This is a genomic window from Bradyrhizobium sp. WBOS08, from assembly GCF_024585125.1.
GTDB classification, from domain to species: Bacteria; Pseudomonadota; Alphaproteobacteria; order Rhizobiales; family Xanthobacteraceae; genus Bradyrhizobium; species Bradyrhizobium japonicum_B.
The window spans coordinates 2,947,727-2,963,108 of record NZ_CP028988.1; the positions used below are offsets into that span (position 1 = coordinate 2,947,727).

Annotated in this window: 11 protein-coding genes; 2 read left to right on the forward strand and 9 right to left on the reverse strand. The window is 66.6% G+C overall.

The features are described from left to right. Positions 1 to 28 precede the first annotated feature (28 nt). The gene (argG, locus tag DCM80_RS14035) at positions 29 to 1,366 is read left to right on the forward strand and encodes an argininosuccinate synthase (protein WP_257197488.1); all 1,338 of its coding nucleotides are present in this window, start codon (positions 29 to 31) and stop codon (positions 1,364 to 1,366) included. 468 nt (positions 1,367 to 1,834) lie between these two features. Then, positions 1,835 to 3,592 carry an alkaline phosphatase gene (locus DCM80_RS14040; protein ID WP_257197489.1) on the forward strand — a complete coding sequence of 586 codons (1,758 nt, stop codon included), beginning with the start codon at positions 1,835 to 1,837 and terminating at the stop codon, positions 3,590 to 3,592. Positions 3,593 to 3,985: 393 nt separating this feature from the next. Here the strand turns inward: DCM80_RS14040 and DCM80_RS31250 are convergent, their stop codons facing one another. The 9 genes from DCM80_RS31250 to sdhA all read right to left on the reverse strand — a co-directional run bounded on the left by DCM80_RS31250 (position 3,986) and on the right by sdhA (position 15,378). After that, complete coding sequence (locus DCM80_RS31250; protein WP_306594649.1) at positions 3,986 to 4,996, reverse strand: OmpA family protein; 1,011 nt, start codon at positions 4,994 to 4,996, stop codon at positions 3,986 to 3,988. 1,077 nt (positions 4,997 to 6,073) lie between these two features. Continuing rightward, positions 6,074 to 6,316, reverse strand: coding sequence for a hypothetical protein (locus tag DCM80_RS14050; RefSeq protein WP_028133340.1), 243 nt, complete (start codon positions 6,314 to 6,316; stop codon positions 6,074 to 6,076). Beyond that, positions 6,316 to 6,801, reverse strand: a complete 486-nt coding sequence (locus tag DCM80_RS14055; RefSeq protein ID WP_257197490.1) for a pyridoxamine 5'-phosphate oxidase family protein — start codon at positions 6,799 to 6,801, stop codon at positions 6,316 to 6,318. Before DCM80_RS14055 ends, DCM80_RS14050 begins: the two co-directional genes overlap by 1 nt. Positions 6,802 to 6,866: 65 nt before the next feature. Further along, positions 6,867 to 7,253 (reverse strand): VOC family protein, encoded by a 387-nt coding sequence (locus DCM80_RS14060; protein WP_257197491.1) that lies wholly within the window; start codon positions 7,251 to 7,253, stop codon positions 6,867 to 6,869. A 25-nt stretch (positions 7,254 to 7,278) separates the two neighbouring features. Beyond that, entirely contained in the window at positions 7,279 to 8,103 is an 825-nt protein-coding gene (locus DCM80_RS14065) for an FkbM family methyltransferase (RefSeq protein ID WP_257197492.1), read from the reverse strand. Between the two features lie 249 nt (positions 8,104 to 8,352). After that, positions 8,353 to 10,305: an ABC transporter ATP-binding protein/permease gene (locus DCM80_RS14070; RefSeq protein ID WP_257197493.1), complete on the reverse strand. Its 1,953-nt coding sequence runs from the start codon at positions 10,303 to 10,305 to the stop codon at positions 8,353 to 8,355. A gap of 52 nt (positions 10,306 to 10,357) precedes the next feature. Further along, positions 10,358 to 12,529, reverse strand: a complete 2,172-nt coding sequence (locus tag DCM80_RS14075; protein WP_257197494.1) for a hybrid sensor histidine kinase/response regulator — start codon at positions 12,527 to 12,529, stop codon at positions 10,358 to 10,360. A gap of 206 nt (positions 12,530 to 12,735) precedes the next feature. Continuing rightward, positions 12,736 to 13,518 (reverse strand): succinate dehydrogenase iron-sulfur subunit, encoded by a 783-nt coding sequence (locus tag DCM80_RS14080; protein ID WP_257197495.1) that lies wholly within the window; start codon positions 13,516 to 13,518, stop codon positions 12,736 to 12,738. 24 nt (positions 13,519 to 13,542) lie between these two features. Continuing rightward, positions 13,543 to 15,378, reverse strand: a complete 1,836-nt coding sequence (sdhA, locus tag DCM80_RS14085) for a succinate dehydrogenase flavoprotein subunit (RefSeq protein ID WP_257197496.1) — start codon at positions 15,376 to 15,378, stop codon at positions 13,543 to 13,545. Between the last annotated feature and the right edge of the window lie 4 nt (positions 15,379 to 15,382).

The window sequence follows — 15,382 nt, forward strand, 5'->3', positions numbered from 1 at the left end:
AGCCCCTTGAGACCCGATTGGAAGCCCCATGACCACGATCCTGAAAAGCCTGCCCAAGGGTGAGAAAGTCGGCATCGCTTTTTCGGGTGGCCTCGACACCTCCGCAGCGCTGCTCTGGATGAAGCAGAAGGGCGCGCGCTGCTACGCCTACACCGCCAATCTCGGCCAGCCGGATGAAGCCGATTACAACGAGATCCCGCGCAAGGCGATGGAGTTCGGCGCCGAGAAGGCGCGCCTGGTCGATTGCCGCACGCAGCTGGTCCACGAGGGTATCGCCGCGATCCAGTCCGGCGCCTTCCACATCTCGACCGGCGGCATCACCTATTTCAACACCACGCCGCTGGGGCGCGCGGTGACCGGCACCATGCTGGTCGCGGCGATGAAGGAAGACGGCGTCAACATCTGGGGCGACGGCTCGACCTTCAAGGGCAACGACATCGAGCGCTTCTACCGCTACGGCCTGCTCACCAATCCCGGCCTGAAGATCTACAAGCCCTGGCTCGACCAGCAATTCATCGACGAGCTCGGCGGCCGCGCCGAGATGTCGGCATTCATGACCGCGCAGGGTTTTGCCTACAAGATGAGTGCCGAGAAGGCGTATTCGACCGACAGCAATCTGCTCGGCGCCACGCACGAGGCCAAGGATCTCGAGAGCCTCGACAGCGGCATCAAGATCGTCAACCCGATCATGGGCGTGCCGTTCTGGCGCGACGACTGCGCCGTGAAGGCGGAGATGGTCGTGGTGCGTTTCGAGGAAGGCCAGCCCACGGCGCTGAACGGCCAGACCTTCGCCGATCCCGTCGCGCTGTTCCTCGAAGCCAACGCCATCGGCGGCCGTCACGGCCTCGGCATGAGCGACCAGATCGAGAACCGCATCATCGAGGCCAAGAGCCGCGGCATCTACGAGGCGCCCGGCATGGCGCTCCTCCACATCGCCTATGAGCGTCTCGTCACCGGCATCCACAACGAGGATACCATCGAGCAGTACCGCATCAGCGGCATGCGCCTGGGCCGCCTGCTCTATCAGGGCCGCTGGTTCGACTCGCAGGCCCTGATGCTGCGCGAGACCGCGCAGCGCTGGGTCGCGCGCGCCGTCACCGGCGAGGTCACGCTCGAACTGCGCCGCGGCAACGACTATTCGATCCTCAACACCGAGAGCCCGAACCTCACCTATGCGCCTGAAAGGCTCAGCATGGAGAAGGTCGAGGACGCCGCGTTCACGCCCGCCGACCGCATCGGCCAGCTCACCATGCGCAACCTCGACATCGCCGACACCCGCACCAAGCTCGGCCTCTATTCGAAGACCGGCCTGCTCTCCGGCAGCGAAGGCTCGCAGATCTTCCGGCTCGAGAGCGACAAGGGTTGAGACTCTCACTGTCGTAGGCGGGCAAAGTCGCAGGGTAGGCAAAGTCGTAGGACCTCCTACCCGTGGTCAAGGGGAGATCGCCCTTGAGCGATATGGTAGCGCCGTGCTCGATGCAGTCCAGGACGCGTTGCGCCGGCGTTGCCGGTGCCTTCGGCATCCTGGACAGCATCTGGGGGCGCGGTTCCTACGTCGGTGCTCAAGGCACAGGTGGGCAAGGCTGCTCCCGGCGGATCGGCCCGCACGGCCAGTCTACTCCAAAAGGCCGTCTCGAACCTCTCAAGGGTACAGGGTGGGCAAAGGCGCGCCAGCGCCGTGCCCACCATCTCTCTCGGTCGCAAAAATACGTGGGCACGCTCCGCTTTGCCCACCCTACGATTGCTCATAGCCCGAACGGGGCCACGAGCTTAATGAGGGTGTCATTCTCGATCGTTACGCTTCCTATCGAAACGGGATTGCGGAGCATTGCGCATGGTCAGGACATCGGTACTCGCTTGTCTCATTGTGCTCTGCTGGACATCGTCACTGTCGGCACAGACGATCTATCCGATCGATCGCGCCGAGGTTCTGGCCGGAGCGCGATTCGACTTCAAGGTCGAGTTCCCCGGACTGGTTGATCCGGCCAAGTTGAAGATCACTGTGAACGGCGCGGATCATGCGACCGCGTTCGGCCGCGCCGGGACCTTCATCGACCGCGAGGACGGTAAGGATCAGTCGGCCCTGATCCTGCGCGACGTCACGCTGCCCAAGCCGGGCAGCGTGACCGTGGACGTGAGCGACGGCACGCGCCAGCGCAGCGTCACATGGACGGTCTACGACACCGGTCCGCGCAAGGCGAAGAACGTCATCCTGTTCATCGGCGACGGCATGTCGCCGGCGCATCGTGTTGCCGCGCGAATCCTGTCCAAGGGCATTTCGGAGGGCAAGAGCCGCGGCAAGCTCGCCATCGACGACATGCCCCATATGGCGCTGGTGGCGACCGCAGGCTCGGATTCGATCATCACCGATTCCGCGAACTCGGCCAGCGCCTATGCGACCGGACACAAGAGCGCCGTCAACGCCATAGGCGTCTATGCGGATCGCAGCGCAAGCCCGTTCGACGATCCCCGGGTCGAGACCATCACCAGCCTCGCCAAACGGCGGCTCGGCATGGCGATCGGTGTCGTCACCAACACCGAGGTCGAAGACGCGACGCCGGCGGCAATGGTCGCGCATACGCGCCGGCGCGCCGCCTATGACGAGATCGTCGAGCAGTTCTTCGCGGCGAAACCGGATGTGCTGATGGGCGGGGGTGGCGCGAACTTCATGCCGAAGTCGGCCGCAGGCTCGAAACGCAAGGACGAGACCGATTACATCGCCAAGTTCCGCGATGCAGGATATCAGGTGGCGACCACCGCGGGCGAGCTCGGTGCTCTCTCGGCAAAGCCGGAGACCGGCAAGCTGCTCGGCCTGTTCGCCACGGGAAACATGGACGGTGCGCTCGACCGCAAATTCCTGAAGGGCGGCGGCGTCAAGAAATTCCCCGAGCAGCCCGATCTGACCGAGCAGGTGCAGGCCGCGCTCAAGCTATTATCGCGGAACGAGGCCGGTTTCTTCCTGATGGTCGAATCCGGCATGATCGACAAATACGCGCATCTGCTCGACATGGAGCGGGCCGTCTACGACACGATCATGCTCGACAACGCGGTACGCCAGACGCGCGAATGGGCGCAGGCGCGCGGCGACGACACTCTGATCCTGGTGCTCGCTGACCACAATCATCCCAACAGTCTCGTCGGCACGGTGAACGACGACATGGGCACGACGCCCAACGTGGCGCTGCGCGAGCGCGTCGGCGTCTACGATCAAGCCGGATTTCCCAATTATCCGGCTCCTGATGCGGAAGGTTATCCGGCGCGCGTCGACGTGAGCCGGCGGCTCGCCATCTTCTCGGCCAGCCTGCCGGATCACTACGAGACGTTCCGTCCGAAGCTCGACAATCCCAATGAGCCGACCGTCAAGGCCGGCGGTGACGGGACCTTCAAGGCCAACGACAAATATAGGGACGTCCCGGGCGCCGTGCTCCGGCCCGGCAATCTGTCGGCGATGATCGGCGCCAGTGTGCACTCGGGCGAGGACGTTATCCTGACAGCGACCGGTCCAGGCAGTGAGCGCGTGCACGGCTCGATGGACAACACCGAGGTGTTTCGTGTCATGGTCGACGCGCTGGGATTGGCTGCGGGGCAATGATGCAGAGGGTTCGATTGCGAACCGCGACCGGAGGGAGGCGGCGCGAAGGCTCGTAGGTCTTCCGACTGCAGAGCGGCAAGGGTTGATGCTCTCGCTGTCGTAGGGTGGGCAAAGCGAAGCGTGCCCACCATTCCTCCGTGACGGATAAAGATCGTGGGCACGCTCCGCTTTGCCCACCCTACGAGGTCGCTGAGGTTCCGTGTCCCGGACCCGATGCAGCGCGAAGCGGTGCGTCGCAGAGCTGGGACCCAGTTCTGAAATCGATTGCACCGACAGTTTATGGGCCACGGTTCAGCAGCGCATCACTGCGTGCTGCGCTGCGTCCGGGGCACCAGAGCCCTCAAACAAGAATGGCCGGGATCGCTCCCGACCATTTTGCATTTGTGTCTGCCGTTACCGCGGCGGCGCGGTGCCGGGCGGGGGCGGCGGCAGCGAGGCCTGGCCGCCGTTGAGCAGCGGCGTGATGTTGCGGATCGTGACGCGACGGTTGATCGCGCTCGGCCCCTGCGTCTGCTCCTTCAGGTACTGCTCGCCGTAGCCCTGCGACGTCAGGTTCTCGGCGGGCACACCGAACTGCTGCGTCAGCAGTTCGGCCGCGGCTTGCGCACGACGGTCCGACAGCGACAGATTGTCGACCTCGTTGCCGACCGCGTCGGTGTGTCCCTCGATCAGGAATACCTCGCGCGGATTGCGCTGGATCGCCTGGTTGAGGCCGTCGGCGATCACCTGCAGCCGGGCCGCCTGGTCCGGCGGGATGGTCCACGATCCCGTCTCGAAGATGATCGTGTTGACGTCGATGCTCGGCATCTGCATGCGAACATTCGGGCTGTAGCGGATCTCGTCGAGCGAATAACGCCGATCGATCCGCTGCACCGGCGGCGCCACCATGGTCTGGTAGATGACATCGGGTGACGCTTCCTGGGCATCGACGATGTAGCGATCGTAGGGAATGTTCACGACCGGCGGAGGCACGTCGACATAGAAACCGCCGACCGCCCGCGGATCGCGGTAGGTGTTGTCGATGATGATGAGCTCGTGTCCGCGGGGATCCCTGCGGATGCGCCGCATGAGCCGGCCGTCGGCGCCGACAATGGTGATGATCTGGCTGCCGTCAGGACGAATCACGACCGTGCGGGTTTCGCCGCCGACCGTGTCGGTGCGGATGTCGCGAGCGCCATAGCGGAAGCGATAGAGATCGTTGCCGCGGACATAGGCCTGGCCGCCCGGATCGCGGATGATGATGCGGTCCGGCTCGGTGTAGACGGTGCGGCCGCCTTCGATGGTCTCGCGTCGCTGGTTGTGGAGGTCGGCGATGGTGGCGCCGATCACGGCGCCGGCCACCACGCCTGCACCGATCGCGAGCGGTGTCAGGTCACGCTGCGGCGGACGCGGCGGCGGCGGCAAGGGCGCGGCGACCGTCGGCGCGGCCCGGAAAGCCGGCGCAACCGTCGGCGGTCTGTACTGCGCCCTGTCGGGCGGCGGGGCAGCGGCCGGCGTGCCGGGGACGACCGTCGGTGCTGCGGCGCCGGCGGGAGGTGCCGGCGGCCGCGGCAGGGTGCCCGCCTGCGGTGCTGTGGGCGGAGTTCCGGCAGCCGGCGCACCAGCAGGAGGCGTTGCGCCTTGTTGGCCGGGGGTCGGCGTCGCAGTCGGTGCCGGGGTTGCGCCGGGCGCGGGTGTCGGTGCTGCACCCGGGCGCCCGGGCGGGGGCGTCGGCGTAGCTCCAGGAGAAGGCGTGGCTGTCGGCGCGGGCGTGGCACCGGGAGCCGGTGATCCTGCCGGAGGAGGCGCGCCGGGACGACCGGGCGGCGGCGTGCCGGGGCGGCCGGCCGGTGCTGCACCAGGCGTGCTGCCCGGAGCCGGCGTCGCGGTCGGCGCAGGGCTTGTCGTCGGTGCGGGGGTCACAGTCGGTGCGGGCGTGGCAGCCGGCGCTGGTGCTCCCGGTCGTGCGGCCGGCGCGGGGGAAGGTGTCGCCGTCGGTGCCGGCGCAGGACGGCCCTGAGGAGCTGCTGCGGGAGGCGGAGCCGGGGGAGTCGGAGCGGGGCGCGCGCCGGACGGTGCCGGAGGGCGGGGGTGCAGCCGCGGGCGGCGGTGCGGCGGGCCGCGAGGGCGCGGCAGGCGGTGCCGCTGCTGGCGGTCCCTTCGGCGGCTGCTTCGGTTTTCCGTCAGGGCCCGTGTCTTGCGGCTGGGCCTGAGCGAGCACGAGCGGCGGCGCACTTTGCGCTTGCGATGCAGAGCTTGCGAATTGCATCGCGGTCAGAGCCGTCGTCGCAAGCAGCACGAAACGAAGATTGGTCATGGTGGCGAACTTCCCCGGAAGGTTCTTTGACGAAGTGTGCTTGATGAACGGCTACGCGTTAGGCCGGATTGTGGCGGGCGAAGCGGTCGCGGCCCGATTTATTTCTGCACGGAAATCGACTCATTATGATGACGTTCATTGCGCATTCAGACGCAGGTTGCAATCGCCACACATGCGATGCCGCCTCATGCGCGATCCTGCGGCGAACTTGCATCCGTCGCAGGATTGGGCGTGAGCGGGCCGTTCGGCCCGCGCGATGGAATCTCTTCAGGCATGCGGCCGGGCAATTCGTCGGGCCGCGGGGATTCGCCGGGCTCGCGCACCGGCGGCGCGATTTCGGGCTCCGGATTGCCGGGCGGAATTCCCGGCGGCGGCTCGGTCGGCGTGCCCGGTGTCGAGGGTGGAATCTCGGGCGGCTCGATCGGCATCACATCGTGACCTTGCGGTTCTCTCCGATGTCGGGCCGCGTGTTCGTCACCGCCGCCGCAGACATCTTCACGTAAGAGATCACAGTGCCCGGCGAATCCCAGAACTCGGCGTCGTCGGGCGTCACCTTGAGCACGCGGATGTTGGGGTCCTCGGCGCTGTCCCACCATGCTTTCGCCGGCGTCGAGAACAGCTCCTTAATCTTCGCACGATCGTTGGAGACGACGGCCGTACCGGTCAGCGAGACATATTTCTGACTGCCGGCATCCGCGAACGACAGGTTGATCGAGGGATTGCGTGCGATCTCCTCGTCCTTGTGGCGACGTGCGTCGGTGAGGAAGAAAATCGTGTTCGCCTCGCGGTCGAGATGAGCGCTCATCGGTCGCGCGCGCAGCTTGTCGCCGTCGCGCGTCACCAGCATCGCAAACCCGATCTTCTTCATCAGATCCCAGGCGCGATCGACGTCGCGGTCATTGTCGTTGGCCATGCCGTGCTCCTTGTTGCAAGCAACGATAACGGCCTGCGAGATACGAGGTTCCGGCAGGAACCTGGCTATTCCGGCGCGTGGCAGACCGCCTCGATGTTGTGGCCGTCAGGGTCGAGCACGAAGGCGCCATAATAGCTCGGATGGTAATGCGGGCGGATGCCGGGCGGGCCATTGTCGCGTCCGCCGGCGGCGATCGCCGCCTTGTAGAACGCGTCGACCGTGGCGCGGTCGTCAGCACGAATGGCGATATGCACGGGCTTGTTCATGGCGCCTTCCGCGCCGAACCAGAAGTCGGGCTTGCCGTCGGCGCCGAAGCCCGCGGCCGGAGCGTGCCCGGTCTGCTCGGCCGTCACTTCCATGATCAGGCCGTAGCCGAGCGGCGCCAGCGCCTTGGTGTAGAACGCCTTCGCGCGCTCGTAATCGGAGACGGAAAAGCCCAAATGATCGATCATCGCTAGCTCCGTTGTTCGTTTCTCGTCAGCGTGACAGGAACGTGTTGCTTCGCGTCTTGCGCACGATCGCAAAGCCGCGCGCGACCATGTCGGCGATACAATCCTGCTGCCATTCGTCTTGCGACAGGTGTTCGATCACCACCGCGCGCGGCCACAGCGGCGACGGCGCGTCGCGGAAGAAGCCGATCAGCACGCGGTCTTCAAAACCCTCGACGTCGATCTTGAGCGAATCGATCTGGGTGACGCCGGCCTCATCGAGGATGCGCGTCAGCCGCAGCGACGGCACCTTGATCGCGTCGGCGCCGGCGGTGCCGGTGACGACATGGGTGGCGCCGAGATTGCCGCCGCCGCTCTCGATCATCAGCTCGCCGTCGCTGTCGCCGGCCGCGGCCTGCACCAGCCGCACCTGCGCAGCCTTCGACGCGGCTTGGTTGAAGGAGAGCCGTCCAAACGTCAGCGGATGCGGCTCGATCGCGATCACCTTGCCCGTGCTGCCGACCTGGCGCGCCATCACCAATGCAAACGTGCCGACATTGGCGCCGACGTCGACGAAGGTGCCGCCCGAAGGGGTGTGCTGGCGCAGGAAATCGAGCTCGTCGAGATTGTAGTCGGGATTGAACAAGGCGCCGCGCTCGGTCGCGCTGCCCTGGTGATAGAGCCGGAACGAGGCGCCCTGATATTGCACGTCGACAGGGCCGCTGCGCAGCAGATTGACCAGCCGCGACATCCACGGGCGGAATGCGCCGCGCTTCAGCCCCGATTGCGTCGCGAGGCGAATGATCGCGGTCTGCGCCGCGTTCGGCGCAAACGCGCCGAACGGCGCGGACGAAGGAATGTTGTCGGTCGTCAAGCAGCAGATCCTCGTTGCAGGCGGCGCATGCATAGCCGGTTTTGAGGAGGACTCCAACGCTGCACCACAGGTGTCGTCCCGGACAAGCGTCAGCGCAGATCCGGGACCCATAATCACAGGCCGTGATTGTGGCGCGAGATGCCCACTCCGAGTCGTCGCCAAACTGCTCCCTGTGAGTATGGGTCCCGGATCGGCGCGCGCTTTTGGCGCGCTTGTCCGGGACGCCAGAGCGAGAGCGCTACGCCAACCTTACGCCGCCTTCTTCGGGGCCTTGCGCTGCCGCAGGAATCGGCCGAGCAGCCGGCGCTTGCCCTTGCGCGGGATCAGGGCGATGTCGCTGACGAGCTTGGCGCCGCCCTTACGCCGCTCCAGCACGATCTTGCGGCTGTGGAAGGCTTCCAGCTCGGCGCGATGCGCGACGCTGACGATGGTCGCCTTCGGCAGTTCGTCGGTGACCATCTTCATCATCCTGTCCTGGCTCTTTTCGTCGAGCGCCGAGGTCGCCTCGTCGAGCACGACGATGTCGGGGTTGTGCAGCAGGAGCCGCGCGAAGGCGAGGCGCTGCTTCTCGCCGCCCGACAGCGTCTGGTCCCAGGGACCTTCCTCCTCGATCTTCTCCTTGAGATGATCGAGCCCGACCTTGTGCAGGGCGTCGCCGATCTCGTCCACGGTCCAGTGGTCGGCGGCGCCGGGATAGGCGACCGCGCGGCGCAGCGATCCCGAGGGCACGTAAGGCCGTTGCGGCAGCATGAACAGCCGCCGGTCGGGATGGAAATTCACGCTGCCGCCGCCCCAGGGCCAGAGGCCGGCGATGGCACGCACAAGCGTGCTCTTGCCGGTGCCGGATTCGCCGGCCACCAGCAGCCGCTCGCCGGGCTCGATCACCACTTCGGTCTCGCCGACCACCGCGGTGCCGTCATCGAGCGTGACCGAGAGATCCTTCATCTCCAGCATGGCCTCGTTGCGCGTCTCGCCGCGCTTGATGCGGCCGAGACCGTCGCCCTGCTCGGCGCGCTCGAGGCCGTCGAGCGACATCATCAGCGAGGCGATGCGGCGCGCGCAGGCGTTCCAGTCGGCGAGGCGCGGATAATTGTCCACCAGCCAGCCGAACGCGCTCTGCACGATGGTGAAGGCGGAGGCCGCCTGCATCACCTGCCCCAGCGTCATGCTGCCGTCGAGGAATTTCGGCGCGCAGAGCAGGAGAGGGACCACGGGCGCAACGAGGCTCGAGCCCTGCGACACCAGCGTGGTGCGCATATGCTGGCCCGCGAGCCGCGCCCATTGCCGGATCACGCTGGTGAAGTTGCGGTCGATGCCGTCGCGCTCCTCCTCCTCGCCGCCGAGCAGCGCGATGCTCTCGCCGTTCTCGCGCACGCGCGTCAGCGTGTAGCGGAAATCGGCCTCGGCCTGGTTCTTGTCCTCGGACACCTGCACGAAGCGGCGGCCGATCACCAGGATCGAGCTCGAGGCGATTGCGGCATAGAGCATCGCGGCGATCACGAGGAAGCCCGGAATGGTGATGCTCGTGCCGCCAAGCGTGACGGTGAGCGCGCCGCCGATGGTCCAGAGCACGACGATGAAGGTCGCCGCCGACAGCAGCGCCGAGGTGACACCGGCGAGGAAATCGACCGGGGAGTCGGTCGCGATGCGCAGATCTTCCGCGATCCGGTATTCGGGGTTTTGGTGATCGCCGCTGACCAGGTTGAGCTGGTAGTAGCGTCCGTTGGCGAGCCACCGCGTCAGCACGCTCGCCGTCAGCCAGGCCCGCCAGCGCCGCTGGATGCCCATCCGCGCGAACACCTGCGCGACGCCGAGCACGATGCTGCCGATCGCGAGCGGAAAGAACACCGCGGTGAGATGGAAGACCGATCCCGCATCGCGCTTCTCGATCGCATCGAAGATCGCGCGGTTCCAGACATTGATGCCGTACTGGAAGCCGACGGTGAGAACGATCAGGAGGCCGAGGCCGATCGAGAACGGCCAGGCGAGGCGATCGCCGCTGCGTCCCCAGAAGCCGCGCGCACTGATCCAGAACCGCGTCAGCAGATAATCCTTGCGAGCCTGCTCGGCCTCCTCAGGCGAGAGCTCGGGATCGGGCTCGAGCAGCTCCGGCGGCGGCGGCTCGACCTCGTCGCCACTTTCGCCCTTGATGCCAACGATCGGCGGCTTGTCCTGTTCGCGTTTCGCGGCGGGCTTGTGCATAGGCCGACAACGCCAAGGGAACTCGCGGGTTCCCTCCGGTTCCGCAGGGCCCCTATTCGGCGGCACCGTCCCTGACGCGCCGGATCCGGGCCGCGCGATGCAGAACGCGCGACAATTCCTCGATTGAATAGGGCTTCTGCACCAGATCGAAGCCGGCGGCGCCCTCTTGCGACAGAGCCTGGCTGTAGCCCGTGGTCAGCACGACCGGCACGTCGATGCCGCGGTCGCAGATGGCCTGCGCCAGATCGAGCCCGGTCATTCCGGGCATCACCACGTCCGAGAACACGACGTCGAAGCGATCCGCATCCAGGACGAGTTCCGCGAGCGCATCGGTTGCATTGTCGACCAGCGTGATGCTGTAGCCGAGTTCGGTGAGGCCATCGGCGGCGAAATTGGCAAGCTCGATATTGTCCTCGACCACCAGCACCGACATGCCGCTGCCTGCCACCGCCGGCGCCGTGTTGGGCGCCTGCCGCTGCGGCAGCAGCTCGGTCGGCACGCGCGGCAGATAGAGCGAGAAGGTGCTGCCGTGCCCCACCTCGCTCGTGACCGTCACCTCGCCGCCGGACTGCCGGGCGAAGCCGAACACCTGGGACAGGCCAAGGCCGGTGCCGTGACCGACCTGCTTGGTGGTGAAGAAAGGCTCGAAGATGCGTCCCAATCGGGCGGCGGGAATGCCGATGCCGGTGTCGCTGACGGTGACGCTGACGAAGCCGTGGTTGGCCGAGCTCTGGCTGCCCAAATTCCGGCTGCCCAAGTTCTGGCCGGTCAGCGTGTCCGGAATGGTGGTCGTCGGCTCGACCTTGAAGGTGATCCTGCCCTTGCCCTGCATGGCGTCGCGCGCGTTGGTTGCCATGTTGATCAGCGCCGTCTCGAACTGGCCGGCATCGGCACGGACGAGGCAGGGCTCGGCGGGCAGGCGCATGGCGATCTCGATGGCCGGTCCCAGCAGCGGCGCCAGCATGTCGCGCAGCGACTGCATCCGCTCGCCGACGTCGAACACCTCCGGCTTCAGGGTCTGACGCCGCGCAAAGGCGAGCAGCTGCGAGGTCAGCTTGGCCGCGCGGGCCACCGCATCCGCAATGGCCGTGATGTAGCGCTGGCGCCGCTCCTCCGTCAGCTGCGGCCGGTTGAGCAGGTCGACGGAGGCGCGGATCACCGTCAGCAGATTGTTGAAATCGTGCGCGACGCCGCCGGTGAGCTGTCCGAGCGCCTCCAGGCGCTGGCTATGCTTGAGCGCCTCCTCGGCCTCGCGCCGCTTGGCGGCTTCGGCCTGAATCTGCTGGGTGCGCCGCAACGCCAGCGCCAGCAGCAGAAACAGCAGCGCGGTGGCGGGAAGGCCGAACACCAGATGCTGGCCGATCGTGGAAAGCCAGCGCGCGCGGATCGCCGAGGTCTCGAGCCCGGCGCTGACATAGATCGGGTATTCCGCGACCCGCCGGTAGCCGATCCGACGCTCGATCCCGTCGGACGGCCAGGCGATGGTGATGAGGCCGTGCTCGGGGCGCGCCGCGATCTCCCGGCCGACCGGTCCGCTCGGATCGAGCCTGACGTCGCGGTCGAGCCGCGGGACATGCGTGAGCATCGCGCCGTCGGTGCGGCCCATCGCGAAGAAGCTACCGGGATCCGATCCGATGCGGGCATAGAAGCTCTCGAAATATTCGGGGAGGACCGAGGCCTGGATCACCCCGATGAAACGGCCGTCGTCTGAATCGCGCCGGCGGCTCACCCCGAAGAAGCGCGCGCCCTGATAGGGCGGACGCGGCGTCAGCGCCGCGCCGATGAACGTGCCGATGGCCTGGTCGACATGGGCGTAGAAATAGTCGCGGTCGGCGAAGCTCAGCTCCGGCGGCGGCGAGACGAGGCTGTTGACCAGCGCCTTTCCGTCCGCGTCGAAGATCCAGGCCGATTTCAGCTGCGGCAGCGCGTCGGTCAGCCGCTTCAGGCGGCGGTGCAGCGCCGGCTCGCGCGCGCGGATGGTGTCGTCGGACAGGCCGCGAACCACCTCGTTGAGCTCGGCCAGGCTGCGGTCCACGGTCTCGAACACCTTGAGCGCGTGCTCATGCGCGACGTCGAGCGTGCGCTCGATCTCCCGGTCGGCGATGTCCCTGGTCGAGCCGTAGGAGATGCTGGCCGCGATCACGAACAGCGCAATCGGCAGCGCCAGGGATGCCGCCATCATCCACTGCAACAGCCTCAGCGAGTTGCGTTGCGCCCTCTGCACAGTCGCTCCGTCCCTGACGGCAGCTTAACTGAATCTCGCGCGAGGAAGGAAGCAGCTAATGCGGGAACCGGTGGTTGTGATACGAAAAAGTTGCACGCGCGGCGGATTGGAGAAGATTCTCCTCGAATTGACCGCGATCCCGGAACCTCCCGGCCGGTCCGGCCGGGAGGCGAAGCATGAACGTCGTCTTCAGACCTATATCGTCTTTAGACCTGGCGCTCGACCATCTTGAGCTTGAGCTCGGCGATGGCTTCGGCGGGGTTGAGGCCCTTCGGACAGGCCTTGGCGCAGTTCATGATGGTGTGGCAGCGATAGAGCCGGAACGGATCCTCGAGATTGTCGAGCCGCTCGCCGGTCGCCTCGTCCCGCGAATCGGACACCCAGCGGTTGGCCTGCAGCAGCGCGGCGGGGCCGAGATAGCGTTCGCTGTTCCACCAATAGCTCGGGCATGAGGTCGAGCAGCAGGCGCAGAGGATGCATTCGTAGAGGCCGTCGAGCTTCTCCCGGTCCTCGTGGCTCTGGCGCCATTCCTTCTGCGGCGTCGGCGAGGTCGTCTTCAGCCACGGCTCGACCGAGGCGTATTGCGCGTAGAAATTGGTGAGGTCGGGCACGAGGTCCTTCACCACCGGCTGGTGCGGCAGCGGATTGACCTTCACCGCGCCGTCCTTGACGTCGTGCATCGAGCGGGTACAGGCCAGCGTGTTCTGGCCGTCGATGTTCATTGCGCAGGAGCCGCAGACGCCTTCGCGGCAGGAGCGGCGGAAGGTCAGCGAGGGGTCGATGTGGTTCTTGATCCAGATCAGGCCGTCCAGCACCATCGGACCGCAATCGTTGGTGTCGACGTAATAGGTGTCGACGCTCGGATTCTTGCCGTCGTCCGGATTCCAGCGATAGACCTTGAACTCGCGCAGCTCGGTCGCGCCCGCGGGCTTCGGCCAGGTCTTGCCGCCGGTGATCTTGGAGTTCTTCGGAAGTGCGAATTCAACCATTTCGATAAGGCCTTCGCTGTTCGCTCAGTACACGCGCGCCTTCGGCGGGATGTACTGCACGTCGTTGGTCATGGTGTAGTCGTGGACCGGGCGGTAGTCGATCTGGACCTTGCCGGCATCGTCGAGCCAGGCCAGCGTGTGCTTCATCCAGTTCTTGTCGTCGCGCTCGGAGAAGTCCTCTCGGGCATGGGCGCCGCGGCTCTCGGTGCGGTTGGCGGCCGAGTTCATCGTCACCACCGCCTGCGCGATCAGGTTGTCGAACTCCAGCGTCTCGACGAGGTCGGAATTCCACACCAGCGAGCGATCGGACACCGCGATGTCGGTGATGCCGCTGTGGACCTTCGCGATCAGGTTCTGGCCTTCGCTCAGCACTTCGCCGGTGCGGAACACCGCGCAATTGTTCTGCATCACGTGCTGCATGCCTTCGCGCAGCTTCGCGGTCGGGGTGCCGCCGGAGGCGTAGCGGTAATGATCGAGGCGGCTGAGCGCCTTCTCCGCCGAGTTCGCCGGCAGTTCCGGCTGCTCGGCATTGGGCGTCAGCTTCGCAGCGCAGCGCAGCGCCGCGGCGCGGCCGAACACGACGAGGTCGATCAGCGAGTTGGAGCCGAGCCGGTTGGCGCCGTGCACGGAGACGCAGGCGGCTTCGCCCAGCGCCATCAGGCCGGGAACCACGGCATTGTCGTCGCCGTCCCGCTTGGTCAGCACTTCGCCATGGTAGTTGGTGGGAATGCCGCCCATGTTGTAGTGCGTGGTCGGCACGATCGGGATCGGCTCGCGCGTCACGTCGACATTGGCGAAGATCTTTGCGGACTCGGAGATGCCGGGCAGCCGCTCGGCCAGCACCGCGGGATCGAGATGGTCGAGATGCAGGAAGATGTGGTCCTTCTTCTTGCCGACGCCGCGTCCCTCGCGGATCTCGATGGTCATCGCGCGCGAGACGACGTCGCGCGAGGCGAGATCCTTAGCCGACGGCGCGTAGCGCTCCATGAAGCGCTCGCCCTCGGAATTGACGAGGTAGCCGCCTTCGCCGCGCGCGCCTTCGGTGACGAGGCAGCCGGCGCCGTAGATGCCGGTCGGGTGGAATTGGACGAACTCCATGTCCTGCAGCGGCAGGCCGGCACGCAGCACCATGCCGCCACCATCGCCGGTGCAGGTATGGGCCGAGGTGCAGGAGGCGTAGACGCGGCCATAGCCGCCGGTGGCCAGGATCGTGGTCTGGGCGCGGAAGCGATGCAGCGTGCCGTCGTCGAGCTTGAGCGCGATCACGCCGCGGCAGGCGCCCTGGTCGTCCATGATCAGGTCGATGGCGAAGAACTCGATGAAGAACTCGGCCGCGTGGCGCAGCGACTGGCCGTACATCGTGTGCAGCATGGCGTGGCCGGTACGGTCGGCGGCGGCGCAGGTGCGCTGCGCCTGGCCCTTGCCGAAATCCATGGTCATGCCGCCGAACGGACGCTGATAGATCTTGCCGTCCTCGGTGCGCGAGAACGGCACGCCCCAATGCTCGAGTTCGTAGACCGCCGCGGGGGCGTTGCGCACCATGTATTCGATCGCGTCCTGGTCCCCCAGCCAGTCCGACCCCTTCACGGTGTCGTACATGTGCCAGCGCCAGTCGTCCTTGTGCATGTTGCCGAGCGAGGCGGAAATGCCGCCCTGCGCCGCGACGGTGTGCGAGCGGGTCGGGAACACCTTGGTGATGCAGGCCGTGCGCAGGCCGGCCTCGCTGCAGCCGACGACGGCGCGCAGGCCCGCGCCGCCGGCGCCGACCACGACGACGTCGTAGGTGTGGTCTTCGATCGGATAGGCTTTGCCGTTGGTGGCGGGAGCGCCGTTGCCCGAGCCATTCGTTGCATTGGCCATGGGT

Excerpts from the sequence above, each read along its gene's own strand:
- argG (WP_257197488.1), top strand. The coding sequence starts at position 29 with ATGACCACGATCCTGAAAAGCCTGCCCAAGGGTGAGAAAGTCGGCATC.
- DCM80_RS14050 (WP_028133340.1), bottom strand. The coding sequence starts at position 6,316 with ATGCCGATCGAGCCGCCCGAGATTCCACCCTCGACACCGGGCACGCCG.
- DCM80_RS14070 (WP_257197493.1), bottom strand. The coding sequence starts at position 10,305 with ATGCACAAGCCCGCCGCGAAACGCGAACAGGACAAGCCGCCGATCGTT.
- DCM80_RS14080 (WP_257197495.1), bottom strand. The coding sequence starts at position 13,518 with ATGGTTGAATTCGCACTTCCGAAGAACTCCAAGATCACCGGCGGCAAG.
- DCM80_RS14060 (WP_257197491.1), bottom strand. The coding sequence starts at position 7,253 with ATGATCGATCATTTGGGCTTTTCCGTCTCCGATTACGAGCGCGCGAAG.
- DCM80_RS14040 (WP_257197489.1), top strand. The coding sequence starts at position 1,835 with ATGGTCAGGACATCGGTACTCGCTTGTCTCATTGTGCTCTGCTGGACA.
- sdhA (WP_257197496.1), bottom strand. The coding sequence starts at position 15,378 with ATGGCCAATGCAACGAATGGCTCGGGCAACGGCGCTCCCGCCACCAAC.
- DCM80_RS14055 (WP_257197490.1), bottom strand. The coding sequence starts at position 6,801 with ATGGCCAACGACAATGACCGCGACGTCGATCGCGCCTGGGATCTGATG.